This is a genomic window from Devosia sp., assembly GCF_017307495.1.
Classification (GTDB): Bacteria; Pseudomonadota; Alphaproteobacteria; order Rhizobiales; family Devosiaceae; genus Devosia_A.
This window is the reverse complement of record NZ_JAFKHE010000012.1, coordinates 390,857-415,792: the sequence shown is the minus strand read 5'-3', so window position 1 is coordinate 415,792 and position 24,936 is coordinate 390,857. Positions and strand designations below refer to the sequence as shown.

The following is a 24,936-nucleotide window of genomic DNA, read 5'->3' as shown; positions in this document are numbered from 1 at the left end:
ATGAAATCCGATTACTCCTTCACTCTTCTCGCCACCGACGGCATGGCGCGTCGCGGCCGCATCGATACCTGGCGCGGCGAGGTCAACACGCCGGCCTTCATGCCGGTCGGCACGGTCGGCACCGTCAAGGGCATGTATCCCGAGCAGGTGCGCGACACCGGCGCCGATATCCTGCTCGGCAATACCTATCACCTGATGCTGCGCCCTGGCGCCGAGCGCGTCGCCGCGCTCGGCGGCCTCCATGACTTCATGGACTGGCAGCGCCCGATCCTCACGGATTCCGGCGGCTTCCAGGTCATGTCCTTGGCCAAGCTCCGCAAGCTGACCGAGAAGGGCGTCAAGTTCCGCTCGCACATCGACGGATCGGCGCATGAGCTGACTCCCGAGCGCTCGATCGAAATCCAGACGCTGCTCGACAGCGACATCATCATGCAACTCGACGAGTGCATCCCGCTCCCCTCCGAGTACAGGGAGATGGAACGCGCCATGGAGCTGTCGCTGCGCTGGGCCCAGCGTTCCAAGGACGCGTTCGGCCACCAGCCCTATCGCTCGCTGCACGGCATCGTGCAGGGCGGCGACAATGCCGAGCTACGAGCACGTTCCGCCGCCGGCCTGAAGTCGATCGGCTTTTCCGGCTACTCGATCGGCGGCCTCGCTGTCGGCGAGCCGCAGGAGACGATGTTCCGCGTCCTGTCCGAGATCACGCCGGAGCTGCCGACCGACAAGCCGCGCTACCTGATGGGCGTGGGCAAGCCCGACGACATCCTCGGCGGCATAGAACGCGGCGTCGACATGTTCGACTGCGTGCACCCCACCCGCGCCGGCCGCCACGGCCATGCCTATACCCGCTTCGGCGTCATCAACCTGAAGAACGCGCGGCACAAGGACGATCCGCGACCGCTCGACGAGGAGTCGCCCAACCCCAACTGCCGCCGCTTCAGCCGCGCCTACCTGCACCACCTGATCCGCACCGAGGAGATGCTGGGCGCCATGATCCTCAGCCAGGTCAATCTCCACTACTACCAGCAGCTCTGCATCGGGGCCCGTCACGCGATCGAGGCTGGTACGTTTGCCGATTATGCGGCACAAACCCGTGCAACATGGGACGCGGGGGATATCCCCGCGCGCTAGGAACCTTCGCAGGAGAATAGGTCATGGCCTCCAGCCGCAAATCCCTCCTCAACCCTCTGATGAAAGCCAGGAAGCGTCTCGAAGAGACGAGCATGCGCGAGCTGTTCGCGGCCGATCCCAACCGTTTCAAGACCTTCTCGGCCAAGGCCGGTGACCTGCTGCTCGACTATTCCAAGAACCGCTTGGATCAAAAGACGATGGAGGCGCTGTTCGATCTGGCCCGCGCCGCCGGCGTCGAGGAACGGCGCGATGCGATGTGGAAGGGCGAGCACATCAACACGACCGAGGACCGCGCCGTCGAGCACATGGCGCTGCGCTACTTCGGCGACAAGAAGGTGGTCGTGGACGGCAAGGACGTGATGCCCGAGGTGCGCGGCGTGCTCGCCGCCATGAAGGCGTTCTCCGAGCAGATCCGCGATGGCTCGATCAAGGGCGCGACCGGTGAGCCCTTCACCGACATCGTCAATATCGGCATCGGCGGCTCCGACCTCGGCCCGGTGATGGTGACGCTGGCGCTCGAGCCCTACACCCGCAAGGACCTGCGTGCCCATTATGTCTCAAACGTCGACGGCGCCCACATCCACGACACGCTGAAGACGCTCGATCCCAAGCGCACCCTGTTCATCGTCGCGTCGAAGACCTTCACCACTGACGAGACCATGACCAACGCGGCGACCGCCCGAGCCTGGATCGCCAATGCACTAGGAGAGGCCGCGGTGCCCGACCACTTCGCCGCGCTCTCGACCAACCTCAAGGCTTGCGCCGATTTCGGCATCAAGTCCGACCGCATCTTCGGATTCTGGGATTGGGTCGGCGGCCGCTACTCGGTCTGGTCGGCCATCGGCCTGCCGGTCGCCATCACCGTCGGCTACGATAACTTCGAGGCGTTCCTGCGTGGCGCCTACGACATGGACCAGCACTTTTTGAAGACCAAGCTCGAGAAGAACCTGCCGGTGATCATGGGCCTGATCGGCGTGTGGTACCGCAACGCCTGGGGCTTCTCGACCCACGCCGTGCTGCCCTACGACCAGCGGCTTTCCCGTTTCGCCGCTTACCTGCAGCAGCAGGACATGGAGAGCAACGGCAAGTCGGTGAATCTTGCCGGCAAGCCGGTCGACTACAACACCGGCCCGATCATCTGGGGCGAGCCCGGCACCAACGGCCAGCACGCCTTCTACCAGCTGATCCACCAGGGCACCGACGTGATCCCGGTCGATTTCCTCGTCGCCGCCCAGCCGCACGAAAGCCTGCCGCCGCACCACGACAAGCTGGTCGCCAACGTCTTCGCCCAGTCCGAGGCGCTGATGCTGGGCAAGACCAAGGACGAGGTGGTCGCCGAGCTGACCGCGCAGGGCCTGGACAAGGCGAAGATCAAGGCGCTGACCCCGCACAAGATGTTCCCGGGCAACCGCCCGTCCAACACCCTGATCTACCCGAAGCTCACCCCCGAGCGGCTGGGCAGCCTCGTTGCCCTCTACGAGCACAAGGTGTTCGTGCAGGGCACCATCTGGGGCGTGAACTCCTACGACCAGTGGGGCGTCGAGCTCGGCAAGCAGCTCGCCAAGGCCCTGCTGCCCAAGGTACAGGGCACTGCCAAGGCCGACGGCCACGACAGCTCGACGAAGGGGCTGGTCGAGGCCTATCTGAAGATGAAATGAGCGAGGCCGCGGCGACACAGCGACCCTACAAGGCGGCGCCCGTCAGCGTCGACCTGCTGAAGCTGGCCGGCGTGCTCAAGGATTTCGGTCTCGGCACGCCGTTGGCGGTCGCGGAGCTGCCGGGAGGCGGCGCGTGGTCGTTCCGGGTCGATCGCATCAAAGGCCCGCCGCTGGTGCTGAAGGCCTTCGACGATGCCCACCCGCACGCCACCGGCAAAGAGACCTACGCCTCCCGCCTGCTGCGCGACCTCGACGTGCCGATGACGCGCTTCGTCGCGTCGGACGAGAGCCGGACGCGCCTGCCGTTCCGCTACACCATCGCGAACTATCTGCCCGGCAGGCAGGTGATGACCTTCAAGGACGAGCCAGACGTTGCCGACCTCTATCGGCAGATGGGTGCCATGCTGCGCAAGCTGCATACGGTGCGGGTCGATGGCTACGGCAGCTTCGGCGCGGATGGCGTCGTCAATCCCGCCGCCACCAACGCTGAGTTCGTCGACCGCTTCTTCCTCCACGGTTTCGATCGCTTCCGCCACTACGGCGGCGGCGAGGCGCTCGCGCAGCAACTGGAGGCGATCGTGGCCGACCACGCCGACATCGTCGCCCATAGCCGGGGCGCGGTGTTCGCCCATGACGACTTCCAGCCCAACAACGTGCTCGCGGAACGCGACGCAAGGGGACGCCTGCAGCTGACCGGGCTGCTGGACTTCGGCAACGCAAAAGCCTCCGACCCGGTCTGCGACCTCGCCAAGGCCTTGTTCTGTTCCGAGCACGATGCACCCGGGAGCGGCCCCGCGATCCGCGAGGGCTACGGTCTGATCGACCACCCCGATCCTGACGCCGCGCTCTGGATCTATCTGCTGTTGCACCGCCTCACCATGTGGTGGTGGCTGCGCCATGTCGGTGTGATCCGCGAGGGAGAACGTCACGACCTGATCGTTGACCTCGAGGCGATGGCAGCGCAAAAGCGGGCATGACCATCACCACCGAAGCCGAACTCGAAAAGCTCAAGGCCATCGGCCGCATCTGCGCCGTGGCGCGCGACGCCATGGCCGCCGCGCTGCGGCCGGGGATCACCACGCTGGAGCTTGACGACATCGGGCGGCGTATTCTCGACGAAAACGGCGCGCGCTCGGCTCCCGAGATCACCTACGATTTCCCCGGCGCGACCTGCATCTCGGTGAACGAGGAGATTGCCCACGGCATCCCAGGCAGCCGCATCATAAAAGCCGGCGACCTGGTCAATATAGACGTCTCGGCCGAACTCAACGGTGTGTTCGCCGATACCGGCGCCTCGTTCGTCGTGCCCGAGGCCAACCCCAAGCTCGTCGCCCTATGCCGCGACGGCAAGCGCGCCATGTGGGAGGGTATCCGCGCCGTTCGCTCGGGCGCGCCGCTCGCCGGCATCGGCAATGCCATCGGCGCCTTCGCCAGGAAGCACCGCTACACGCTGATCGAGAACCTCGCGAGCCACGGCGTCGGCGACAGCTTGCATGACGAGCCTGGCGAAATCTCGACCTGGCCCGATCGCTCGGAACGCCGGGTCATTACCGACGGGCTCGTGTTCACCGTCGAGCCTTTCCTCTCGCTGGGCGGCCGCATGGCGGAGCAGGCGAGGGACGATGATGAATGGACCCTGGTCGCCGACCCGCCCGCCCCCTGCGTGCAGTACGAGCACACGATCGTCGCGACGCGCCGCGGCGCCATTGTGGTGACTGCGGCATGAGCATGGCGGTCGGCTGAACGAAACCTGAGTGATCGGTTCCAAACGCATTCAATTTCAGGGCGCTAGAGTGGTCCCAACGCTGCAGATGCAGCACCGGACCAACCCAGGGAGCACTGAAAATGACCGTTCTCAACCTCATCCGGCAGACCAGCCGCGCCGCGGTTCTTGCCGTCGTTCTCGCCGGCACCGCGCTGAGCGCGGTTCCCGTCCAGGCTGCCCCCAACCTCTCGGGCGGCTTCTCGCTCGACGTCAAGCCGCAGGGCGGCGACCAGAAGCAGCTGCAGCAGTTCAAGCAGAAGCAGTTCGGCCCCAACGACTTCTTCAACTGGTGCCTGACCGACAGGCAGATCCGCCGGGGCCTCATCAACTACGGCTTCGAAGAGGTCGCCATCGTCGACCGCCTCGGCAGGAACCGGGTCCGCGTCGAAGCCATCTATGGCGACTGGTACTACTCGATGCGCGTCCACCGCTGCAGCGGCGTCGTCGACCGGATCAGGAAGCTCTACCCCGTCTACGACAACGAAGACGACTACGGCGACAACTGGTACTGAGGCTGCGGCCGAGCCGGGACCGCGTGACTGAACGGGCGCCGTGGCGCTCGTTCAGCTTGCGTCGGCCAAGCCATAACAGGCCCGGTCTCAGGCCTTGTTGTCCTTGAGGAACTTCTCGAGCCAGTGGATGTCGTAGTTCGCAGCCGCGATGTCCTTGTTCTGGATCAGGCGTTGGAACAGGGGCAGGGTGGTCTTGATGCCATCCACGACGAACTCGTCCACCGCGCGACGCAGGCGCTGCAGGCACTCGTCGCGGGTGCGGCCGTAGACGATGAGCTTGCCGATCAGCGAGTCGTAGTAGGGCGGGATCGTGTAGCCCTGGTACACGGCGCTGTCGACGCGAACGCCGACGCCGCCGGCCGGATGGTAGAACTGGATCTTGCCCGGCGAGGGCGCGAAGGTCTGCGGGTCCTCGGCGTTGATGCGGACCTCGATGGCGTGGCCGTTGAACTGGATCTTGTCCTGGGTCAGCGACAGCTTTTCGCCCGACGCCACGCGGATCTGCTCGTAGACGATGTCGACGCCGGTGATGCGCTCGGTGACCGGGTGCTCCACCTGCAGGCGCGTGTTCATCTCGATGAAGTAGAACTTGCCGTTCTCGTAGAGGAACTCGATCGTGCCGGCGCCCGAGTACTTCAGCTTGCGCATGGCGGCGGCGCAGATCTCGCCGATCTCCATCTGCTCGGCAAACGGCACGGTCGGCGCCGGGGCCTCTTCCCACACCTTCTGGTGGCGCCGCTGCAGCGAGCAGTCGCGCGTGCCGAGATGGACCGCGTTGCCCTGGCCGTCGCCGAGCACCTGCACTTCGATGTGCCGGGGCTGGCCGAGGTACTTCTCCATGTAGACCGACTCGTTGCCGAACGCGGCCTTGGCCTCGGCGCGGGCGGTCGACCAGGCGGTGAGCACATCCGCCTCGGTATGGGCGACCTTCATGCCGCGACCGCCGCCGCCGGCGGTGGCCTTGATCAGCACGGGATAGCCGATCTCCGCGGCGGTCGACTTGGCGTCGGCCTCGGTCTTGACCTCGCCGGCCGAGCCGGGGACCACCGGGATGCCGAGCTCCACCGCCGTCTTCTTGGCGGTGATCTTGTCGCCCATGATCTCGATGTGGTGCGAGGAGGGGCCGATGAAGGTGATCTTGTGCTCGGAGAGGATACGGGCGAAGCGCGCGTTCTCCGACAGGAAGCCGTAGCCCGGATGCACGGCATCGGCGCCGGTGATCTCGCAGGCGGCCATGATCGAGGGGATGTTGAGGTAGCTGTCCTTGGCCGGCGGCGGGCCGATGCAGACGCTCTCGTCGGCGAGGCGCACGTGCATGGCGTTGGAGTCGGCGGTCGAGTGGATGGCCACCGTCGAGATGCCGAGCTCCTTGCAGGCCCTGAGGATGCGGAGCGCGATCTCGCCGCGATTGGCGATGAGGACCTTCTGGAACATGACCGCGTTACTCGATGACGACGAGCGGCTGGCCGTACTCGACCGGGGTGCCATCCTCGACGAGGATGCGGGTGATGGTGCCGGAGCGATGCGCCGGGATCTGGTTCATCGTCTTCATCGCCTCGACGATCAGCACCGTCTGGCCCTCGGACACGCGGGCGCCGACATTGACGAAAGCCGGCTTGCCCGGTTCGGGCGAGAGGTAGGCCGTGCCGACCATGGGCGAGGTGAGCGTGCCGGGGTTCGACGACAGGTCGTCGGTCGCCGGGGCGGCGGCAGCGGCGGCACCCGCCGGCACGGTCGAGGCCGGGGCAGCCGGAGCGACAGCAGCCGGGGCATAGGCCGGGACGCTGACCTGCTGCACGGCCTGCGAGGGGTAGCTGCGGGTGACGCGGACGCGCACATCCTCGCGCTCGATCTCGATTTCGGCGAGGTTCTGCTCGTTGAGCAGCCTGGCGATGGCCTCGATCAGGTCCTGGTCGGCATTCGGGGACGCCTTGGTCATGTTCTGCCTCTTATAGTTTTTCGGCCAGTGCGTGGAGGGCCAGCCTATATCCGGTTGCCCCCAGACCGCAAATGACCCCGGTCGCCACCGGCGACACGTAGGAATGATGGCGGAAGGGCTCGCGGGTATAGATGTTTGAAAGGTGGACCTCGATCACCGGCAACCCGACGGCACGGAAGGCGTCGTGGATGGCGATCGAGGTATGGGAATAGGCGCCGGGATTGATGACGATGGCGTCGAACTGCCCCATCGCCTGCTGGATCCAGGTGACGAGCTCGCCCTCGATGTTGGATTGCCTGCAAGTGACATCGAGGCCGAGCGTCTTGCCCTCGGCGACAGCCATCGCCTCGATGTCGGCGAGCGTCTGCGTGCCGTAGGTCTGCGGCTCGCGGGTGCCGAGCATGTTGAGGTTCGGGCCGTTGAGGATGAGTACGCGGTGAGCCATGGTCCGTGCCTTGTGCACCGGCCCCCCCAACGGGCGCAAGCGCGGCGCGGAGTAATGCACGAAAAAGGGCGGTTTTGGGGCGGAGGAGATGGTGCGAGGCTCACACCCCTCACCCGTCCCGGCTACGCCGGTCCACCCTCTCCCCGACGGGGAGAGGAATACCCGACTGCAGCAGTCGGCCCTCTATTCTTCTCCCCGTCGGGGAGAAGGTGGCGCGCAGCGCCGGATGAGGGGTCTTTAGCCCGGCTGGGCCGTCGGCGCCGGGCACACCGTGGCGCCGCAGGCGCGCATGTTGGCGATCCGCTGCTTGAGCCCATCGAGGCCGATGGCACCGGGGATCACTTCCTCGCCGATGATGAAGGTCGGAGTGCCGGTGATCTTGAGCTGGTCGGCGATCCGGTAGCTCTGCTGGATCACGTCTTCGACCTTGGGCGCCTTCATGCCCATTTCGAGCGTGATGGGGTTGAGCCCGAGGTCCGCGGCGGCCTTGAGCGCGGCGGCCTTGTCGACCTGGCCGCGGCCGGTGAACAGGGCCTGGTGGAAGCTCCAGTAGTCGACATTGGCTTCGGCGACCTGCACGGCGACACGCGCTGCCTCGATTGAAGCCTGCGAGAGGATGGGGAACTCCTTGAGGATGATCCTCAGGTTCTTGTCCTCGTCGAGCAGCGCCGCGATGTCGGGCAACGACTGCCGGCAGTAGCCGCAATTGTAGTCGAACATCTCGACCAGCGTGACATCGCCCTCGGGGTTGCCGAGGACCACCTGGCCGGGGGCGGAGTAGAGGGCCGGCTGCAGTTCGGCGATCGCGGCCTTGGTCTGGGCCGTGCGCTCGGCGGTGAGTTCGGCATCGAGTGCGGCGGATACCTTCTGCAGGATACGTGGGTTCTTGAGCAGGTAGTCCTCGATCATCGGATTGATGGTCGCGGCATCGACGCTGGCCACCTGATCGGACTGCGGCGTATTCTGCTTGGGTTGGCGCGCGATGAGGTCGGTGACGATCGACTCCACGGCGGATGGTGTGAGCCCCGCGGCGGTCTTCGGAGCTGCCGCCACCACGTCCTCGGCGATGGTCCTGACCTGCGTCTCGTCGAGGGCGGTGCGCGTGGCGAGGGACACGGCGAGGCCGCCGGCGAGGGCGCCGACAAGCAGGACGAGGGCGATCGTTAGACGAGACATTGCGACTCCGAGGCAACCGTGCGGCGAATTCCTAGCAGACGCGGGTGAATTTGGCATTGATCGGGTTGTGCAATTCTAGTTGAGGCGCGGCGGCACATGGCTTAGCCAAGTCGCCATGTCGAACCAGCAGAAACTCACCGGCCTCAGGCCGTTCTACGTCATGGAAATCACCGGCCACGCCGCCCAGATCGAGGCGAGCGGCCGCACCGTGATGCACATGGAATCCGGCGAGCCCGGTGCACCACCGGCGCCGCGGGTGCGCGAGGCTGTGGCGGCGGCCCTCGACCAGCCGCAGAAATACACGCATTCGGCCGGGCAGATCGAGCTGAGGCGGGCGCTCGTCGACTACTACAAGGCACAGCACGGCGTTGCCGTGGATCCGGGCAGCCTCATGGTGACCATGGGCTCGTCGTCCGGCTTCATCCTCGCGTTCCTCGCCGCGTTCGGCCGGGGGGCGAAGATCGCGGTGACGCGACCGGGCTATCCGGCCTATCTCAATACGCTCGACGGCCTCGGAATGGAGGCGGTCGAGATTCCGGTAACGGCTGAAGCCGGCTGGCGGCTGACGGCGTCCGACATCGAGGCCGCCTATGCCCGCGAGAAGTTCGACGGGCTGCTGTTCGCCTCGCCGGCGAATCCCACCGGCGCTGCGGTGACGCGCGAAGGGCTGAGGGAGATCGTCGAGGTCTGTGCCCGGCTGGGAGTCAGGTTCATCTCCGATGAGATCTACCACGGACTCGATTATCGCGGCCCGTCGGTGTCGGCGCTCGAGTTCACGCGCGATGCGATCGTGATCAACAGCTTTTCGAAATACTACTGCATGACCGGCTGGCGCATCGGCTGGATGGTGCTGCCGGAAGACATCTTCCAGCGCGCCTACATGCTGCAGCAGAACCTGTTTATCGCGGCGCCGACGCTGAGCCAGATCGCCGGCAGGGTGGCGCTGGGCGAGCGCGACTATTCGGAAGAGCAGAAGGCGCAGTATGCGGTGAACCGGCACGCGCTGGCGGAGGGGCTGGCGCAGTTCGGCCTCGCGACGGCCAGCGAGGGCGACGGGGCGTTCTATGCCTATGTCGACTTCTCCCGCTACACCAACGACTCGCTGGGGTTCTGCCTCAACATGCTGGACGAGGTCGGCGTGGCGGCGACGCCGGGCATCGACTTCGACCGGCTGAACGGGAACCGGTTCGTGCGGTTCTCGTATGCTGGCACCCGGGCGACGATCGACGAGGGGCTGAACCGGATCGAGAGCTTCCTCAAGCGTCGCTGACAATTGAGCGGTTCGCCGCTGAAGCTAGGAAACCCGTCGACGAGACGAAAGCGGCGGCCACATGGGCCGCCGCTCTGTTATTGGGCTGGTGGGATCAGCCGCCCAGGCCGAGGCGGCGCTGCCACCATCCGGCCTTCTTGGGCTTGGCCTCCTCGGCGGGTGCTTCTTCAGCCCCGGCCGTGGAACTGACGACGATCTCGCCGTCAGGGATTTCCTTTTTCGCGCGACGGCGCGGAGCGGGCTCGGCTTCCGCCTGAGGCGCGGCTTCGACAACCGCGGGGGCAGGCGCCTCCACGACCGGTGCCTCGACGGACGGTGCCGGCGCCGCTTCCTCGGCCGCTGCCTTGGGCTTGCGGGCTCGGGTGCGCTTGGGCTTGGGCGCCTCCTCGGCCGGGGCTTCCGCCTCCGGAGCGGCCTCGACCGGCGCGGCTTCGGCAGTCGGTGTTACCTCGGCAACGGGCGCCGCTTCCTCGGCTACGGGCTCGGCCTTCTTGCGACGGCCGCGCTTGGGCTTTTCGGCGGGAGCTTCCTCGGCAACTGCCGGAGCCAGTGCCTCGGCGACCTCAGCGACCGGAACAGCGACCGCTGCGACCTCGGGGACGTCCTCGGCTGCCGGAGCGCCGGCCTCGGCGGCCTCGCCCTCACGCACCTCGGTCCCGTCTTCATTGCGGCGGTTGCGACGGCCACCACGGCGGCCACGACGGCGGCGGCGACGGGGTTCGCCATCCTCGCCATGAAGCGCGCCCTCGGCGGCCTGGGCCGGGGCTTCGCCTTCCGCCTCTTCGCCTTCCTCTACATCGGAGGCGGCTTCAGCCGGCTGGCGCTGCTGCTGCGGGGGACGCTCCTCGCCGCGATCGCCACCACGGCGGCGGCGGCGGCGGCGACGGCCACCACGCTCGCCGCCTTCGTCGGTACGGGCCTGACGCTCGCCGCCAGCCGCTTCTTCTTCTTCCTCTTCCTCGTCCTCGATCAAGGCGTCGGCGGCTTCCGCCTCCGCGTCGATGAGGGTCGCGGTGTCAACGCGGACATGCGTGCCGGCGGTCTCGCCGCGCTCGAGCTGGCGGGCTTCGCCGCGCTCGATGGCAAAGTGCGAGGGGCCGACATGGTCGTCGGCGACGATGGTGATCGAGAGGCCGTACTTGGCTTCGAGCGTATTCAGCGTGCCGCGCTTGGTGTTGAGAATGTAGAGCGCGACATCGGTCGGGACGCGCACGTTGATCGACTGGCCGGGCTTGCGCAGGACGTGGTCCTCGACATTGCGCATGACCATGAGCGCGAGGCTCTCGACCGAGCGGACGATACCGGTACCGTTGCAGGTCGGGCACTTGTGCGTCGAGCTTTCGACGACGCCGAAGCGGATGCGCTGGCGGCTCATCTCGAGCAGGCCGAAGTGGCTGATGCGGCCGACCTGGATGCGGGCGCGATCGTTCTTGAGAGCTTCCTTGAGCTTGCGCTCGACCGCCCGGTTGGAGCGGTTCTCGACCATGTCGATGAAGTCGATGACGATCAGGCCGGCGAGATCACGCAGTCGCAGCTGGCGCGCCACTTCCTCAGCGGCTTCCAGGTTCGTCTGGAGCGCCGTGTCCTCGATATTGTGCTCCTTGGTGGCACGGCCAGAGTTCACGTCGATCGAGACGAGCGCCTCGGTCGGGTTGATCACCAGGTAGCCGCCCGACGGCAGGGTGACCTGCGGCGAGAACATCTGGTCGAGCTGGCCCTCGACGTTGAACTTCGAGAAGATCGGCGCATCTTCCTTGTATAGCTGCACGTTCTTGGCGTGGCTCGGCATGATCATGCGCATGAAGTCTTTGGCTTCGCGGTAGGCGTCGTCGCCCGCCACGTAGAGCTCGTCGATGTCCTTGTTGTAGAGGTCGCGGATGGTGCGCTTGATCAGCGAACCCTCCTCGTAGACGAGGCAGGGGGCCTGGGACTTCAGCGTCAGCGTGCGGACGTTCTCCCACAGGCGCTGCAGATACTCGAAGTCGCGCTTGACCTCGGCCTTGGTGCGCGAAGCACCGGCGGTGCGCAGGATGATGCCCTGGCCCTGCGGCACCTCGAGATCGCCGACGATCTCCTTGAGACGCTTGCGGTCGGCGGCATTGGTGATCTTGCGCGAGATGCCGCCGCCACGTGCGGTGTTCGGCATCAGGACCGAGTAGCGGCCGGCGAGCGACAGGTAGGTGGTGAGGGCAGCGCCCTTGTTGCCGCGCTCTTCCTTGACGACCTGCACCAGCATCACCTGCCGGCGCTTGATCACTTCCTGGATCTTGTACTGGTGCCGACGCTGCGAAGGACGGCGGCGTTCCTGCACGTCGTCCATGGCGTCGCTGCCGCCGACGCTTTCCACCGGCTCGTTGCTGGTCGGCGCCTGCTCGATATGGCTGGCCTCGTCGCCTTCATCGGCGTGATCATCGTCGGCCGCCTGTTCCGCCGGTGCCGGGGCAGGGGCGTGATCGTGGTCGTCGTCGTCGTGCTCCTCCTCCTCGCGCAGCAGGGCTTCGCGATCGGCCACCGGGATCTGGTAGTAGTCCGGATGGATTTCCGAGAAGGCAAGGAAGCCATGGCGATTGCCGCCATACTCGATGAACGCCGCCTGCAGGGACGGCTCAACGCGCGTCACCTTGGCCAGGTAGATGTTGCCCCGCAGCTGGCGCCGGGTGGCAGATTCGAAATCGAACTCTTCGAGACGATTCCCGCTAGTGACGACGATCCGTGTTTCTTCCGGGTGGATGGCATCCACCAACATGCGCTTTGTAGCCATAGGCCAAGTCTCCGCGCCTTCGCGCGCCGACACGGATGAACCGGCGAGCCGGTCCTCCTAGCGTGGCGCCATGCGAGGCGAATGGTTCTAGGAAAGTGGCGCGATCAGCGCCGGCAATAGCTGCGGCGCTGGCGCCGCGGCGAGACTGGAGAGCGAAGACAGCCGGGACTTCGAAGACAAAAGCGCAACCGCTGTTCGGGATCGCGTCACTCTTTGCCTGTCCGGTCGCCATCAGACCTCTTCCTTGAGAACCGGCCAGCAGACTTGCCGCCGGTCCTTCGATCCCCCAAGGGACCGAGATTCAATCGCGAGACGCCAAATGTGCCGCACTTCGGACCACGAACACTGATCCGCCGCTACCACCCGCCGGGGCCAGGGGCGTCGATTGCGCCGCTCCGGCATATGGTGGGGACAGCAGGCCGCCTCAAGATGGCTTTAGGGTTGTTGCCGCAAATTGGCAACAGGAAACTCCAAACGCTTGCGTACGCACGAGTCCGGAGACGATCACATTCTTGCAATATCGACTTCCGCGCCGTAACGCCGCAGAATCGCCAGACTGATCTGGTGCGAACGAGTTGGTTCAGGGGAGCGTTTTCGCCTTGTTGGATTCTGCCGGCTCCGACGGTCATGCCGGCGGATTCATGAGATTTGCGAAGGTCCTGCTGATCATCGTCGCGAGCCTGTTCACGGCCGTGCCGGCGCATGCGCAGTTCGAATCGGTCGAAGATTATCCCGACGTCATCGATGCCCGCGTCTCGGCGACCCCGGAACGGGCGAGGCTGATCATTGACTTGAGCGGGCCCACCGAGTTTGCCATCGCCACGCTCGACAAGCCCGATCGCATCGCCATCGACGTCAAGGCATTCGACCTCAAGATCCTCGCGCCGGCCGACGTGGCCGGGAAGGGGATCGTCTCGAGCTACACCGTGGAAATGGCCGAGAAGGGCCGCGCTCGCACGACCTTGACGCTCGACAAGCCGGCGCAGGTGCAGCAGGCCTACATCCTCGACGCGGTGGCGGACCAGCCGGCGCGCCTGGTGGTCGACATCATTCCCGCGACGGAGGAGGAGTTCTCGAGAAAGGTCGCGGCTGACCTCGCCGCTTCGATCGCCAACCAGGGCAGCGCGCCGGCGACGCCCTCGACCGATCCGGGCACGCACGCCCCTGCGGCGGCGACGCGGCCGCTGGTCGTGATCGATCCCGGGCACGGCGGCATCGACAATGGCGCGTCCGCCCCGAACGGGGTGCACGAGAAGGACATCACGCTGGCCTTCGCGCTGCAGTTGCAGAAGGTACTGATCGATTCCGGCCGCTTCGATGTGGCGCTGACTCGCGAGGACGACACCTACCTGACCCTCAACGAGCGCGTCGACCTGGCGCGCCAGAATAAGGCCGACCTGTTCATTTCATTGCACGCCGACAGCTTCCAGCAGGCCGATATCCGGGGAGCCAGTGTCTACACCCGCGACGAGAACGCCACCGACGTGCTCGACAAGGTGCTGGCCGACGGTGAGAACCGCTACGACATCGTTGCGGGGTTCGCGGTGCCGCAGGCAACACCGGCTGTCATGGACATCCTGGTCGACCTGATGCGGCGCGAGACGCGCAAGTCGAGCTATCTCGCCGCCGAGGCCCTGATCCACCAGCTCGAGCCGAGCGTGACGCTACGGCGCTTCCCGGTACGGCAGGCGGACTTCTTCGTGCTGCAGGCGCCGGACGTGCCTTCGATCCTGGTGGAACTCGGCTTCCTGTCCAACGCGGCCGACATCGCGAACCTGCAGAAGTCGGACTGGCGCGACCGGGTGGTGGACGGGCTGGCGCGCGGCATCGCCGACTACTTCGAGCAGACGCAGAAGACACTCGCGGCGACGCAGTGACGTGTTGGCCACGCTGGCTCGCAGGTTATTGAAAACCCGGCTCCGTCCACATTTCCGCCCTTGTCTGGTATGATTCCGCAGTCTATCGCGCCTGATCCGGCCTCTCCGGAGGCGCTCGATCCAAGGTTCAGGTCCTAATGCTCAGACTTCTAGGCTGGCTGTTCGGTTTCGGCGTCTTTTGTGCGCTGGGGGCAGTCGCGGTGGCGGCCGTCTATCTCAACCAGCTGAACGCGACCCTGCCGGACTACACCGTTCTCAAGGACTACCAGCCGCCGGTGACGACGCGCGTGCATGCCGCCGACGGTACGCTGCTCGCCGAGTATGCCAGGGAACGTCGGCTGTTCCAGCCGATCGAGACGATTCCGCCGCTGCTCATCGACGCGTTCATCTCGGCCGAGGACAAGGACTTCTACAAGCACTCGGGCATTGCCGTGGACGGGGTGGTCCGCGCCCTGCGCGACAACATCATGGCGCGCATCGACGGGAACGATTCCATCCAGGGCGGCGGCTCGACCATCACCCAGCAGGTCGCCAAGAACTTCCTGCTCACCTCGGAGCAAACCTGGGACCGCAAGATCCAGGAAGCCATCCTTGCGCTCAGGATCGAGTCGACGTTCTCCAAGAACAAGATCCTCGAACTCTACCTCAACGAGATCTTCCTCGGCCTCAACTCCTACGGCGTCGCCGCGGCAGCGCTGAACTATTTCGACAAGGCCCTCTACGAGCTGACGCTCAGCGAGGCGGCCTACCTGGCGGCGCTGCCCAAGGGGCCGAACAACTACCACCCGTTCCGCCGCACGACGCAGGCGATCGAGCGGCGCAACTGGGTGATCGACCGCATGGTGGAGAACGGCTACGTCACCGCCGCGGATGCCGAAAAGGCCAAGGCCGAACCGCTCAACGTCAAGCCGCGCAGCTCGGGCAGCCAGCTCTATTCGGCCGAGTACTTCACCGAGGAAGTGCGCCGCCAGCTCGGCAAGCTCTACGGCGAGGCCGAGCTCTATGGCGGCGGCCTCAGCGTGCGCACCACGCTCGATCCGCACCTGCAGGAATATGCCCGCAAGGCACTGATGGATGGGCTGATCAAGTACGATCACGGCGAAGGCTTCCGCGGGCCCGTGGCGACGGTCGACATTTCGGGTGACTGGGGCGTCGCCGTGAATGCGGTCAAGCCGCTCAGCGACGTGCCGGAGTGGCAGCTCGCCGTGGTGCTCGAGGTCGGCGCCAACGACGCGCGCATCGGGCTGCGGCCGGAGACCGATGTCGAGGGCAAGGTCGTCTCCGCCCGAACGACCGGCATGGTGTCCGGACCCGACGTCAAGTGGGTGAGCAAGAAGCTCGGCACGATCCTGAAGCCGGGCGACGTGATCTATGTCTCGAAGGTCGCGGACAAGGATGGCGCCTATACGCTGCAGCAGGTCCCTGAACTCGAGGGTGCGCTCGTCGCCATGGATCCGCGCACCGGACGCGTGCTGGCCATGGTAGGCGGCTTCTCCTACGCCGAGTCCGAGTTCAACCGCGCGACGCAGGCCATGCGTCAGCCGGGCTCGTCGTTCAAGCCGATCGTCTATTCTGCAGCCCTCGACAACGGCTACACGCCGGCCTCGGTGGTGCTGGATGCGCCGGTGGAAGTGGTGAACGCCGACGGCTCGATCTGGCGGCCGGAGAACTACGCCCAGGAGTTCTACGGCCCGCAGACGCTGCGGCGCGGCATCGAGCGCAGCCGCAACGTGATGACCGTCCGGCTGGCGCAGGACCTGGGTATGCCGCTGATCTCCGACTACGCCAAGATGTTCGGCATCTACGACGACCTGAACCCCGTGCTGGCCATGGCGCTCGGCGCCGGCGAGACGACCGACATGCGCATGACCTCGGCCTATGCGACCATCGCCAATGGCGGCCGCAAGATCGTGCCGACGCTGATCGACCGCATCCAGGACCGCTACGGCAAGACCATCTACCGGCACGACGAACGCATCTGCGACGGCTGCGTGGCCGATGGCTGGCACAGCCAGGGCGAGCCGCTGATCATCGACAATCGCGAGCAGGTGCTCGACCCGATGACGGCCTACCAGATCACCTCGATGATGGAAGGCGTGGTGCAGCGCGGCACGGGTACCGGCGCCAAGGTGCTGGGCCGACCGGTGGCGGGCAAGACCGGCACTTCGAACGACTACAAGGATGCCTGGTTCATCGGCTTCACACCTGAATTGGCGGTGGGCGTCTATGTCGGCTTCGACACGCCGCGGAACATGGGCAAGCAGGCGACGGGCGGCGAGATGGCGGTGCCGATCTTCACCGAGTTCATGGCCGATGCGCTCAAGGGCGAACCGCCGACCCCATTCAACATGCCGGGGGGGATGACCCAGGTCTGGATCGATCCCGGCACCGGCGTGAAGGCCAATGGCGGCGACCAGGCCATCTACGAGGCGTTTAAGCCCGGCACTGGCCCCAACCTCGTGACCTCGGTGATCGGCGTCGATTCCAATGCCTTCCAGGCAATCCAGTCCGGCCAGGACCCGGCGGCGACCGATATGAACCTCGGTCGCGGCGGCCTGTTCTAGGTGCTCGTCGGCTATCCCGATGCCCGGCTCGAGCGCCGGGCCGAGCCGCGCGCCGTCGACGAGGGCCTCAGGGCTATCGGCCGGCGGCTGCTGGAGGCCGCGGAGGCGGCAAATGCCTATGGGCTCGCTGCGGTTCACATCGGGGCCGTCGCGCCCGTGGTCGTGATCAGCACGGACCCGGATCCGGCCGGGCGCAACTATGCCGTGCTGTACAATCCCGAGATCGTCGCGCTGGCCGAAGCGAGCGTGCCCGGCCCCGAGGGATCGGTAGCGATGCCGGGCGTCGAGGTCGAGATCGTTCGACCGGCCTGGGCCGAGGTGGCATGGGACGATGCGGACGGTGTGCGTCAGCGGGCGCGGTTCGAGGGGTTGCCGGCACGCGTCGTGCAGCACGAGATCGACCAGATGAATGGCGTCTTCTTTCTCGACAAGCTGTCGCGGCTGAAACGCGACATGGTCCTCAAGCGCTGGAAGAAGCGCGGGGCAGGGCCCTGATCTGCACGCCCCGATGGGCCGGCCGCAACGCTTGCACCCCGGGTGATCGGGTGCTATCGACCCCGCCGGGCCGGTATAGCTCAGTTGGTAGAGCAACTGATTTGTAATCAGTGGGTCGCGGGTTCAAATCCTGCTGCCGGCACCATGATCTTCACGGCCTTGCGCGCCTTCAGCCACCACCAGATCTGATAGATCGCGATCCGGGCAACTGAGGGTAACCGCCGTAGCCCGTTCGCACAGGCATCGCCTCCGGCTACCCAGAGCACAGCGCATACCCCAGTCGCCGCCCAGCGTTTTCAAGCGTCCAGTAAACGCGGACCAAGGGCTATTGCTGGGGGGCGGCGCGGGAGCGCTGGACCCAGGCGGTGGCAAGGGCCCGGGCACGTTCGATCTCGGCCCGGGACATCCTGGCGGTCAAGCGTGTCGAGATCCTTCATCGCCACTGCCAGCCCCTGCTGGGCGGCAAGGTGGGTCCACATGTAGGCCATGACATTGTCCGGACTCACGCCATAGCCGTTCCGGTACATGGCGCCCAGGCCATACTGCCCGTAGACATCGCCCTGGTTGGCGGCGAGCGAATACCAGATGATGGCCTGGCGATCGTCCTGCGGTACGCCCTGGCCGTGATCGTAGAGCATCGCGAGGTTGGCCTGCGCCGGGGCGTAGCCCTGGTCGGCGGCCAGCTTGAACCACCTGGCGGCCTCGACGTCGTCCGGGGCGGCGCCCCTGCCCAGGTGGAGGGCGATGCCGATGTTGAACTGGGCGGGAGCGTGGCCCTGATCGGCCGCCAGCCTGAACCAGCGGACGGCTTCGGCCTCGTCGCGGTCCACGCCATGGCCCTCGAAGTACATGTAGCCCAGGTTGAACTGGGCAGGCGCGTAGCCCTGGGCCGCCGAGCGCTGGAGCCACTCCCGCGCCTGGGCGAGATCCTGCGGCACGCCGCGGCCACGAATATAGAGCAGGCCCAGGTCGGCCTGGGCGAAGGCATCGCCCTGCTCGGCGGACCGCCGGAACCAGCCCGCCGCCTCGGCATAGTCCTGCGGCACGCCGTCGCCACCCTCCTCGAGAATGGCGCCGAGATTGTACTGGGCGTCGGCCCGGCCCTGCTCGGCGGCGAGGCGATACCACTTGACCGCCTCGGCCGGATTCCTGGGCACGCCCATGCCGGCATCGTGCAGGTAGCCCAAGTCGTACTGCGCCTCGGCATCCCCCCTGGCTGCCGCGGCGCCCAGCCATTTCAGACCCTCCGCCGCGTCCTGCGGCACGCCCTGTCCGGTGGCGAACATGTAGCCGACAATGGTCTGGGCCCTGACGCTGCCGCCTGCGGCCGCCGGGCGCAGCTCGCGCATCGCGGTCGCGAAGTCGCCCAGTTGGTAGGCCACTACCCCCTCCGCCTCGCCGGCCGACGCGGGAGTGACCGGCAGGCCGGCGATCATGAGGGCGAGGATCAACCCGCCCATCCCGGGGAAACGCACGCGCCGTCCTCCTGTCTGTCGCGGCGAGGGCATGCTAGCCGCGCGGGGTGAACGGAGCGGCAGGCCTGTCGCGCTCCAGCACATAGAAGCCGTCGGCCGGCAGGTCGGTCCACTCGCTGCGGGACCCGTCGGGCCAGATCACCGCAACGCTGGCGCTCGCCTGGTCGCCGAGGCCGAAATGCAGCCAGCCCAGCTGTCCGCCGGCATGGCCGCCGCCGACTGTCAGTTCACGCCGCATCACTGCATCGCCGCGCCTGACCTCGACCCAGGCGCCAATGGCATCCTCGTTGGGGGCGGGCTGCCTGAGCTCGAGCGAGATCCAGTGGGCATCGCCCGCAGCGGTGTTGCGCCACACCTGGGCGCCAGACCGGCGATTGACCACCATAAGGTCGAGCAGCCCGTCCATGTTGAAATCGGCCAGCGCTGCGCCGCGGGAATTGCCGTTGTTGGCGATGCCGGCCTGATCGCCGGTCTCGACGAACTTGCCGTCCGCTCCCTGCAGCAGCAGGTTGTCCGGATCGCGCATGGCGAAGTCCGGCATCTGGTCCACATTGCCCTTGGTAACGAAGAGGTCGACCAGTCCGTCGTTATTCACGTCCTCGAATTCCGGATGCCAGGCAGTGCTGGGACGCAGGTCGTCGCCGACATAGGGGCGGTGGGCGGTCACGCCCCTGGCATAGGCGACGTCCTTGAAGTCGGCCTTCGGACCGGGGGCCGCCAGGGTCTGCAGCTTGTTGTCCGCCATGCTGGTGAGGAAGTATTCGGGGTAGCCGTCGCCATCGAGGTCGTAGCTGGCAATGCCCATGCCCCAGATGCGCAACGCCTTCCAGCCGTCAGCCGGGGTCAGCAGGGCAGGGGGCTGGCCCGGCAGGACGCGCCACATCTGCTCCTGGCCGCCCTCGTAGTACTCCCGGTCATTGGAAACCCGCAGGCTGGGTGTCCCCGACCTGTCCCAGTCGGTGAACAGCATGGAGAGCGCGCAGAAGCTCGGCTTGAGCGGCAGAGGGGCGGCGAACCGGCCGGCATCGCCCGGTCGGTGCAGCCAGTTGTCGGTGCACGAGCCCCACGGCGACAGATCCTCGTGCCGGTCGACATAGTTGCCGATCGCAACGGTCGGCCAGCTGGCGCCCTTCTCGAAGGTGAGCGCCAGCGATGTGCTCCAGGCGTCGCCGCCATCGAAGCCCCACGCCTCGTTGGCGCGCTCGAACCGGCAGGCGCCGAGTCCGCGCATCACCACATTCTCGCCGACCCGGAGCACGACGAGATCGGTGATACCGTCGCTGTCGATATCGGCCGGGTAGGCTCCGCTGACGCTGTCGAGCTCGACCCCGCTCGGTTGTGGCTCGAAGCTCAGGCTGCCGCCCCTCTTGCTGGTGTTGACATAGAGCTGGGCCTTCGACTCCCCGCCCGGCAGGACCACATCGGGATAGCCGTCGTCGTTGCAGTCGAACGCGGCGACGCCGCCGCCGACGATGAACAACCAGTCGCCATCGTAGCTGGTGGTGATGCCGGACGCAGATGTCTCGTCGACATAGGCGGGCACCACCGGGACCTGCGCCATGGCGGGAAAGCAGGGACCGGAAAGCGCCAGGGTCAGGGCGATCGTGACAGATTGCAGCGTGCGCATGGGCTATTTCCGGGTCTTGAGGGCGACGGTGTAGGCAGCAATGCAGTGTCCCTGCGCGAGGCCGTCCTCGATGGCGGCGCGGAAGTGGATGCCGCCATAGAGCCGCGAGATGCCAGCCTCCTCGGCAGCCTCGTGGAAGCTCCCGAACTTGCGCGGATTGCGTCCGTCCGGAGAGCCGGTCTTGTCCTCGAAGGCATAGTGGTCGCCGAAGAACGCCGTCAGCACCGTGTCCATGGCGCCCGAAACGACGCTGTGGCCGCTCGGATATTCCGGGAAGGGCGGCGTGTTCAGGATCGGCTCCCACTTGGGGTCGATGAGGCGCTTGATGTAGGTGACCGGGCGCAAGAGGTTGTAGACATACTTCTCGTGCCAGCAGCCGACGAAGGCGTCGGACATGGCCATCCCCATGCGCGCCAGCAGGTCCACGCTGTCCTCGAGCGGCAGGTTGGCGCGTTCCGCCACCTGCAAGGCGATTGACACCCAGTGTCCGGGCGGGGTCATCGACAGCATCGGGTCGTCGGACCAGAAGCGCGCCATGGCGACCTGCTCGGGCGTGGCATTCTTGACGGCCTCGTAGACCTCGTTGGCCTCCTTGTAGAACTGAGACCCGACCTCGGTGCTGTAGGCGGGGTTGCCCGGCGTGGCACAGGCAGCGCCGGTCGGGGTGGCGAACGTGCGATTGTTGCCCCAGTCGGGCAGGAGCGGCAGTTGCTGCTGTTGCACGAGGCTGGTCGGCACCCACTTGTCCTCGCCCTTTGGCAGGTCGAGTTCGTACGGGAAACCCATGTTGCTGATGGTGGCGCCGCCATCATTCAGGGACCAGTCGTAGATGGCATCGGCAACGGCCCTGCCGAAGGCTTCGCTGCGCTCCACGACGTCGGCGGGAACGCCGTCGATCGCGAGGGCGCGCCACTTGGCCTGCGCATTCCGGATCGAACGCTGTCCGGTGGGACCCGTGTTGCCAAAATAGTGGACGATGGCATCCGAGAGTGCGGCGCTGGTGATTACCGTCTCGTCGTAGGCGGCCCCGGGTTCGCGCTGCGGAACCACATCCAGACCGGGGAGCTGGCCGGCAAGCGAGACGAGCTTGTCGGAGCCGCCTACCGCAGCCTCGAACACGGTGATGCCCAGGTAGGCGAAAGAGCGGCTGGCCACCGGCGGCGAATACGTCGCCGTGTGACGCACCAGTTCGTTCATGAGGTAGTACCAGTCGCGCAGCATCACGGCCGGCTCGGGCCGCGGGCCGGCCACGACCGCGAGGCTGGCCATGCACCACAGTGCGACGGCCGCGCCCAGCGTGGCCACAAGACGACGAGCACCCATGTTTCTCCCCCTGATCGCGGCCAGCATGTTTGTTCACCCCGCCGACCACCGATCCCTTCCATTTCAACTATTGGCGGGCAGGCGGTCAATGCCCCCACCAAAAGTCGGACTTGACGAGAAATGCATTGAATATCTTGGTGTGATGGTGTCTTGATTGACTTGCGGACGCAGTTGATGCAGCGTTCCGGGTGCGTACCTCACGGGCAAATCGACAAACAAGCTGCGGAACGACGGTGCGGTTTGCTCACAGGGATTCATGGTGCGCCGGAGGTTCCGCAGGGGGTCTGGGAGGGCTCTGCACATGAAGTTCAAGATTCTCACTCTGCTGGCTGGCGCGGTGCTGATCACCGCCAGTTCGACCGCGGTCATGGCCGCGGGCAAGACCATCGCCGTGTCCTGGAAGACGTTCCAGGAAGAGCGCTGGAAGACCGACGAGGCGGCGATCAAGAAGGTCGTCGAAGCGGCTGGCGACACCTATCTGTCGACCGACGCGCAGGGCTCGGCGCAGAAGCAGGCCGCCGACATCGAGAGCCTGATCTCGCAGAAGCCGGACGTCATCCTCGTGGTCGCCTTCGACTCCGACGCCATTCTGCCCTCGATCCAGAAGATCAACGACGCTGGCATCAAGTCGATCGCCTACGACGTGCAGTTCGAGGATCCGAGCGCGCTCTACATCACGTTCGACAATGTCGGCGTGGGTCGCATCATGGCCCAGGAAATGCTCAAGGTTAAGCCGGAGGGCCGCTACGCCTTCATCAAGGGCGACAAGGGCGATCCGAACGCGACCTTCCTGTTCCAGGGCCAGATGGAAGTTCTCAAGCCGGCCATGGACGCGGGCAAGATCACCAATGTGTGCGAGACCTTCACCGACGGCTGGAAGCCGGACAACGCCCAGAAGAACATGGAGCAATGTCTGACCTCGACCAATAACGGCGTAGATGCCGTGCTGTCCGAGAACGACGGCATGGCCTCGGGCGTGGTGGCGGCTCTTGATGCCCAGGGTCTTGCCGGCACGGTTCCGGTCACCGGCCAGGACGGCGACCTCGCCGCCATCAACCGCGTCGCGCTCGGCACCCAGCTGGTTTCCGTGTGGAAGAACTCGGTCGACCTCGGAACGGTCGCGGCCAAGGCAGCGCTCGCGCTCGCCGACGGCGCCGATCCCGCCTCCATCGCGGGTGTCACCAAGTTCAATGGCGGCAAGAAGGGCGTCGAGATGAATGCCATCCTGCTTGCCCCGACCCCGATCACCAAGGACAACATCCAGGTGGCGATCGACGCCGGCCACATCACCAAGGAACAGGCCTGCGCCGGCGTGACCGCCGGTTCGGTCCCGGCCTGCAACTGATCGGTCGAGCCTGACCCGAGACGTTCCGGCCGCGTCGCCTTTGGGGTGGCGCGGCCTTTTCTTGATATCGGTACCGTGCTCGGCCAACGCGCCGGGAGTTGAAATCGTCCGGGTGATGGGAGACCGTCATTCCGGGGGGCAACGACAGGCCCCGGGGGTGGGGAATGGCAGAACAATCCGGTTCCGGTCCGGCGACCAGCAACGAGGGCCTGTTCACGCGACTGGTTCGCGCGGCCGAGATCGATACGCGCATGCTCGGCATGATCGCGGCGATGTTCCTGATCTGGGTCGGCTTCGACGTGCTGAGCGGCATTCTCCGCCCGGGTGGCGGCGGGCTGCTCGGCGGCACGTTCCTAACGTCGCGCAACCTCTGGATTCTCCTGGTACAAACGTCGGTCATCGCAGTGATGACCACCGGCATGGTGCTGATTATCGTGCTGCGCCAGATCGACCTGTCGGTCGGCTCGATGCTCAACGTGGTGGCAATCACGGCGGGTGTGCTGCAGGTATTCCAGCTCGGCCCTTGGCTCGGCGTCGGGCACCCCATCATCTGGATCATTGCGGTCCTGGTCGCGCTGCTGCTCGGCGCCGCCATCGGCGCCTTCAACGGCGTGCTGATCGCCTATGGCCAGATCCCAAGCTTCATCGTCACGCTGGGCGGCCTTATCGCATACCGCGGCATCGCCTTCCTCATCGCCAGCGGCGTGACCGTTGCGCCGATGGACAAGACCTTCAAGCTGATCGGCGGCAACGGGCCGGCCGCCTCGATCGGGCCGGTGTGGAGCTGGGTGCTGGCGGCGGTCGCCTGTGTCGCCATCGGCATCGCCGTGGTCGGCGGGCGGCGCCGCCGGGTGCAGTTCGGCTTCAAGCCCAAGCCGGTCTGGGCCGAAATCCTCAGCGTGGTGGTCGGTTGCGCGGCGGTGCTGGGCACCACGGCGGTGGTCAACTCCTATCTCTACCCGCCCAAGGTTGCCGAGCGTTTTGCGCTCGACAACAACATCCCCATTCCGACGGGCGTCGAGGCCAAGGCCGGGCTCGCCATCTGCAAGGCCGGCGACAAGGTGGTGACATGCCTTGATGGCCTGAGCTTCCAGACGGGCTACCCGATCCCGGTGCTGATCATGATCGCCGTGGGGCTGATCATGACCTTCGTCGCCAAGCGCACCCGTTTCGGTCGCTACGTCTTTGCGACCGGCGGCAACCCGGAAGCGGCCGAGCTCGCGGGTATCAACACCAAGCGCCTGACGGTGATGGTGTTCACTCTGATGGGTGGGTTGGTCGGCGTGTCCGCCATCATCGCCTCGGCCCGCCTCGATGCGGCGACTACCGCGCTCGGCACGCTGAACGAGCTCTACGTCATCGCCGCGGCGGTGATCGGCGGCACCTCGCTCGCCGGCGGTATCGGTACCATCTATGGTGCAATACTCGGCGCCCTGCTGATGCAATCACTGCAATCGGGCATGGGCCTGCTAAATGCGGATTCCGCATACACCGATGTGGTGACCGGCCTTGTCCTGGTGCTCGCTGTGTTTGTCGACCAGGTCTATCGCCGGCGCGTGAAGTGAGGAGGCAA

Annotated in this window: 19 protein-coding genes and 1 tRNA gene; 12 read left to right on the top strand and 8 right to left on the bottom strand. The window is 66.2% G+C overall.

The window, feature by feature from the left end; translation table 11 throughout:
• From tgt to J0I99_RS02605, 5 genes are all read left to right on the top strand, one after another.
• Nucleotides 1-1,131 (top strand): tRNA guanosine(34) transglycosylase Tgt, encoded by a 1,131-nt coding sequence (tgt, locus tag J0I99_RS02625; protein WP_291395600.1) that lies wholly within the window; start codon nucleotides 1-3, stop codon nucleotides 1,129-1,131.
• A 23-nt stretch (nucleotides 1,132-1,154) separates the two neighbouring features.
• Nucleotides 1,155-2,789, top strand: coding sequence for a glucose-6-phosphate isomerase (gene pgi / locus J0I99_RS02620; protein WP_291395599.1), 1,635 nt, complete (start codon nucleotides 1,155-1,157; stop codon nucleotides 2,787-2,789).
• Nucleotides 2,786-3,766 (top strand): aminoglycoside phosphotransferase family protein, encoded by a 981-nt coding sequence (locus tag J0I99_RS02615; protein WP_291395598.1) that lies wholly within the window; start codon nucleotides 2,786-2,788, stop codon nucleotides 3,764-3,766. Before pgi ends, J0I99_RS02615 begins: the two co-directional genes overlap by 4 nt.
• Nucleotides 3,763-4,515, top strand: a complete 753-nt coding sequence (map, locus tag J0I99_RS02610) for a type I methionyl aminopeptidase (protein WP_291395597.1) — start codon at nucleotides 3,763-3,765, stop codon at nucleotides 4,513-4,515. Before J0I99_RS02615 ends, map begins: the two co-directional genes overlap by 4 nt.
• A 119-nt stretch (nucleotides 4,516-4,634) precedes the next feature.
• On the top strand, nucleotides 4,635-5,066 hold the full coding sequence (locus tag J0I99_RS02605; RefSeq protein WP_291395596.1) for a hypothetical protein: 432 nt from the start codon (nucleotides 4,635-4,637) through the stop codon (nucleotides 5,064-5,066).
• Nucleotides 5,067-5,153: 87 nt separating this feature from the next.
• Here J0I99_RS02605 and accC read toward each other — a convergent pair whose 3' ends face one another.
• The 4 genes from accC to J0I99_RS02585 form a co-directional block, all read right to left on the bottom strand.
• Nucleotides 5,154-6,500: an acetyl-CoA carboxylase biotin carboxylase subunit gene (gene accC / locus J0I99_RS02600; RefSeq protein WP_291390408.1), complete on the bottom strand. Its 1,347-nt coding sequence runs from the start codon at nucleotides 6,498-6,500 to the stop codon at nucleotides 5,154-5,156.
• 7 nt (nucleotides 6,501-6,507) lie between these two features.
• On the bottom strand, nucleotides 6,508-7,005 hold the full coding sequence (gene accB, locus J0I99_RS02595) for an acetyl-CoA carboxylase biotin carboxyl carrier protein (protein ID WP_291395595.1): 498 nt from the start codon (nucleotides 7,003-7,005) through the stop codon (nucleotides 6,508-6,510).
• A 10-nt stretch (nucleotides 7,006-7,015) separates the two neighbouring features.
• On the bottom strand, nucleotides 7,016-7,450 hold the full coding sequence (gene aroQ / locus J0I99_RS02590) for a type II 3-dehydroquinate dehydratase (RefSeq protein ID WP_291390406.1): 435 nt from the start codon (nucleotides 7,448-7,450) through the stop codon (nucleotides 7,016-7,018).
• A gap of 237 nt (nucleotides 7,451-7,687) precedes the next feature.
• The gene (locus J0I99_RS02585; RefSeq protein WP_291390405.1) at nucleotides 7,688-8,626 is read right to left on the bottom strand and encodes a DsbA family protein; all 939 of its coding nucleotides are present in this window, start codon (nucleotides 8,624-8,626) and stop codon (nucleotides 7,688-7,690) included.
• A 115-nt stretch (nucleotides 8,627-8,741) separates the two neighbouring features.
• On the opposite strand from J0I99_RS02585, the gene J0I99_RS02580 reads away from it, so the two are divergent.
• On the top strand, nucleotides 8,742-9,896 hold the full coding sequence (locus J0I99_RS02580) for an aminotransferase class I/II-fold pyridoxal phosphate-dependent enzyme (protein ID WP_291395594.1): 1,155 nt from the start codon (nucleotides 8,742-8,744) through the stop codon (nucleotides 9,894-9,896).
• A gap of 94 nt (nucleotides 9,897-9,990) precedes the next feature.
• Here J0I99_RS02580 and J0I99_RS02575 read toward each other — a convergent pair whose 3' ends face one another.
• Entirely contained in the window at nucleotides 9,991-12,657 is a 2,667-nt protein-coding gene (locus J0I99_RS02575; protein WP_291395593.1) for a ribonuclease E/G, read from the bottom strand.
• 641 nt (nucleotides 12,658-13,298) lie between these two features.
• On the opposite strand from J0I99_RS02575, the gene J0I99_RS02570 reads away from it, so the two are divergent.
• From J0I99_RS02570 to J0I99_RS02555, 4 genes are all read left to right on the top strand, one after another.
• Nucleotides 13,299-14,534 (top strand): N-acetylmuramoyl-L-alanine amidase, encoded by a 1,236-nt coding sequence (locus J0I99_RS02570; RefSeq protein ID WP_291395591.1) that lies wholly within the window; start codon nucleotides 13,299-13,301, stop codon nucleotides 14,532-14,534.
• A gap of 137 nt (nucleotides 14,535-14,671) precedes the next feature.
• Nucleotides 14,672-17,098, top strand: a complete 2,427-nt coding sequence (locus J0I99_RS02565) for a penicillin-binding protein 1A (RefSeq protein WP_291395590.1) — start codon at nucleotides 14,672-14,674, stop codon at nucleotides 17,096-17,098.
• Nucleotides 17,099-17,593 carry a peptide deformylase gene (locus J0I99_RS02560; RefSeq protein ID WP_291395589.1) on the top strand — a complete coding sequence of 165 codons (495 nt, stop codon included), beginning with the start codon at nucleotides 17,099-17,101 and terminating at the stop codon, nucleotides 17,591-17,593.
• A 69-nt stretch (nucleotides 17,594-17,662) separates the two neighbouring features.
• Nucleotides 17,663-17,738: transfer RNA gene (locus tag J0I99_RS02555), tRNA-Thr, on the top strand.
• Nucleotides 17,739-17,889: 151 nt separating this feature from the next.
• Here the strand turns inward: J0I99_RS02555 and J0I99_RS02550 are convergent.
• From J0I99_RS02550 to J0I99_RS02540, 3 genes are read right to left on the bottom strand one after another with little or no spacing between them, the layout of a single operon-like run.
• Nucleotides 17,890-19,068, bottom strand: coding sequence for an SEL1-like repeat protein (locus J0I99_RS02550; RefSeq protein WP_291395586.1), 1,179 nt, complete (start codon nucleotides 19,066-19,068; stop codon nucleotides 17,890-17,892).
• A gap of 34 nt (nucleotides 19,069-19,102) precedes the next feature.
• Nucleotides 19,103-20,695: a CRTAC1 family protein gene (locus tag J0I99_RS02545; protein WP_291395584.1), complete on the bottom strand. Its 1,593-nt coding sequence runs from the start codon at nucleotides 20,693-20,695 to the stop codon at nucleotides 19,103-19,105.
• A 3-nt stretch (nucleotides 20,696-20,698) separates the two neighbouring features.
• Nucleotides 20,699-22,018, bottom strand: coding sequence for a vanadium-dependent haloperoxidase (locus J0I99_RS02540; RefSeq protein WP_291393136.1), 1,320 nt, complete (start codon nucleotides 22,016-22,018; stop codon nucleotides 20,699-20,701).
• Nucleotides 22,019-22,319: 301 nt separating this feature from the next.
• Between J0I99_RS02540 and J0I99_RS02535 the strand changes: the two genes are divergently transcribed.
• A complete protein-coding gene (locus tag J0I99_RS02535) occupies nucleotides 22,320-23,363 on the top strand; it encodes a substrate-binding domain-containing protein (protein WP_291393138.1) in 1,044 nt (347 codons plus the stop codon).
• A 164-nt stretch (nucleotides 23,364-23,527) separates the two neighbouring features.
• Entirely contained in the window at nucleotides 23,528-24,928 is a 1,401-nt protein-coding gene (locus J0I99_RS02530; RefSeq protein ID WP_291395582.1) for a sugar ABC transporter permease, read from the top strand.
• The last annotated feature ends 8 nt before the right edge of the window (nucleotides 24,929-24,936 follow it).

What these genes read in the sequence shown, in the direction of transcription:
- tgt (WP_291395600.1), top strand. Translation starts at nt 1, where the DNA reads ATGAAATCCGATTACTCCTTCACTCTTCTCGCCACCGACGGCATGGCG.
- J0I99_RS02585 (WP_291390405.1), bottom strand. Translation starts at nt 8,626, where the DNA reads ATGTCTCGTCTAACGATCGCCCTCGTCCTGCTTGTCGGCGCCCTCGCC.
- J0I99_RS02540 (WP_291393136.1), bottom strand. Translation starts at nt 22,018, where the DNA reads ATGGGTGCTCGTCGTCTTGTGGCCACGCTGGGCGCGGCCGTCGCACTG.
- J0I99_RS02605 (WP_291395596.1), top strand. Translation starts at nt 4,635, where the DNA reads ATGACCGTTCTCAACCTCATCCGGCAGACCAGCCGCGCCGCGGTTCTT.
- J0I99_RS02580 (WP_291395594.1), top strand. Translation starts at nt 8,742, where the DNA reads ATGTCGAACCAGCAGAAACTCACCGGCCTCAGGCCGTTCTACGTCATG.
- J0I99_RS02530 (WP_291395582.1), top strand. Translation starts at nt 23,528, where the DNA reads ATGGCAGAACAATCCGGTTCCGGTCCGGCGACCAGCAACGAGGGCCTG.
- J0I99_RS02575 (WP_291395593.1), bottom strand. Translation starts at nt 12,657, where the DNA reads ATGGCTACAAAGCGCATGTTGGTGGATGCCATCCACCCGGAAGAAACA.
- accC (WP_291390408.1), bottom strand. Translation starts at nt 6,500, where the DNA reads ATGTTCCAGAAGGTCCTCATCGCCAATCGCGGCGAGATCGCGCTCCGC.
- J0I99_RS02535 (WP_291393138.1), top strand. Translation starts at nt 22,320, where the DNA reads ATGAAGTTCAAGATTCTCACTCTGCTGGCTGGCGCGGTGCTGATCACC.
- map (WP_291395597.1), top strand. Translation starts at nt 3,763, where the DNA reads ATGACCATCACCACCGAAGCCGAACTCGAAAAGCTCAAGGCCATCGGC.
- J0I99_RS02545 (WP_291395584.1), bottom strand. Translation starts at nt 20,695, where the DNA reads ATGCGCACGCTGCAATCTGTCACGATCGCCCTGACCCTGGCGCTTTCC.
- accB (WP_291395595.1), bottom strand. Translation starts at nt 7,005, where the DNA reads ATGACCAAGGCGTCCCCGAATGCCGACCAGGACCTGATCGAGGCCATC.
- J0I99_RS02565 (WP_291395590.1), top strand. Translation starts at nt 14,672, where the DNA reads ATGCTCAGACTTCTAGGCTGGCTGTTCGGTTTCGGCGTCTTTTGTGCG.
- J0I99_RS02615 (WP_291395598.1), top strand. Translation starts at nt 2,786, where the DNA reads ATGAGCGAGGCCGCGGCGACACAGCGACCCTACAAGGCGGCGCCCGTC.
- J0I99_RS02570 (WP_291395591.1), top strand. Translation starts at nt 13,299, where the DNA reads ATGAGATTTGCGAAGGTCCTGCTGATCATCGTCGCGAGCCTGTTCACG.
- aroQ (WP_291390406.1), bottom strand. Translation starts at nt 7,450, where the DNA reads ATGGCTCACCGCGTACTCATCCTCAACGGCCCGAACCTCAACATGCTC.
- pgi (WP_291395599.1), top strand. Translation starts at nt 1,155, where the DNA reads ATGGCCTCCAGCCGCAAATCCCTCCTCAACCCTCTGATGAAAGCCAGG.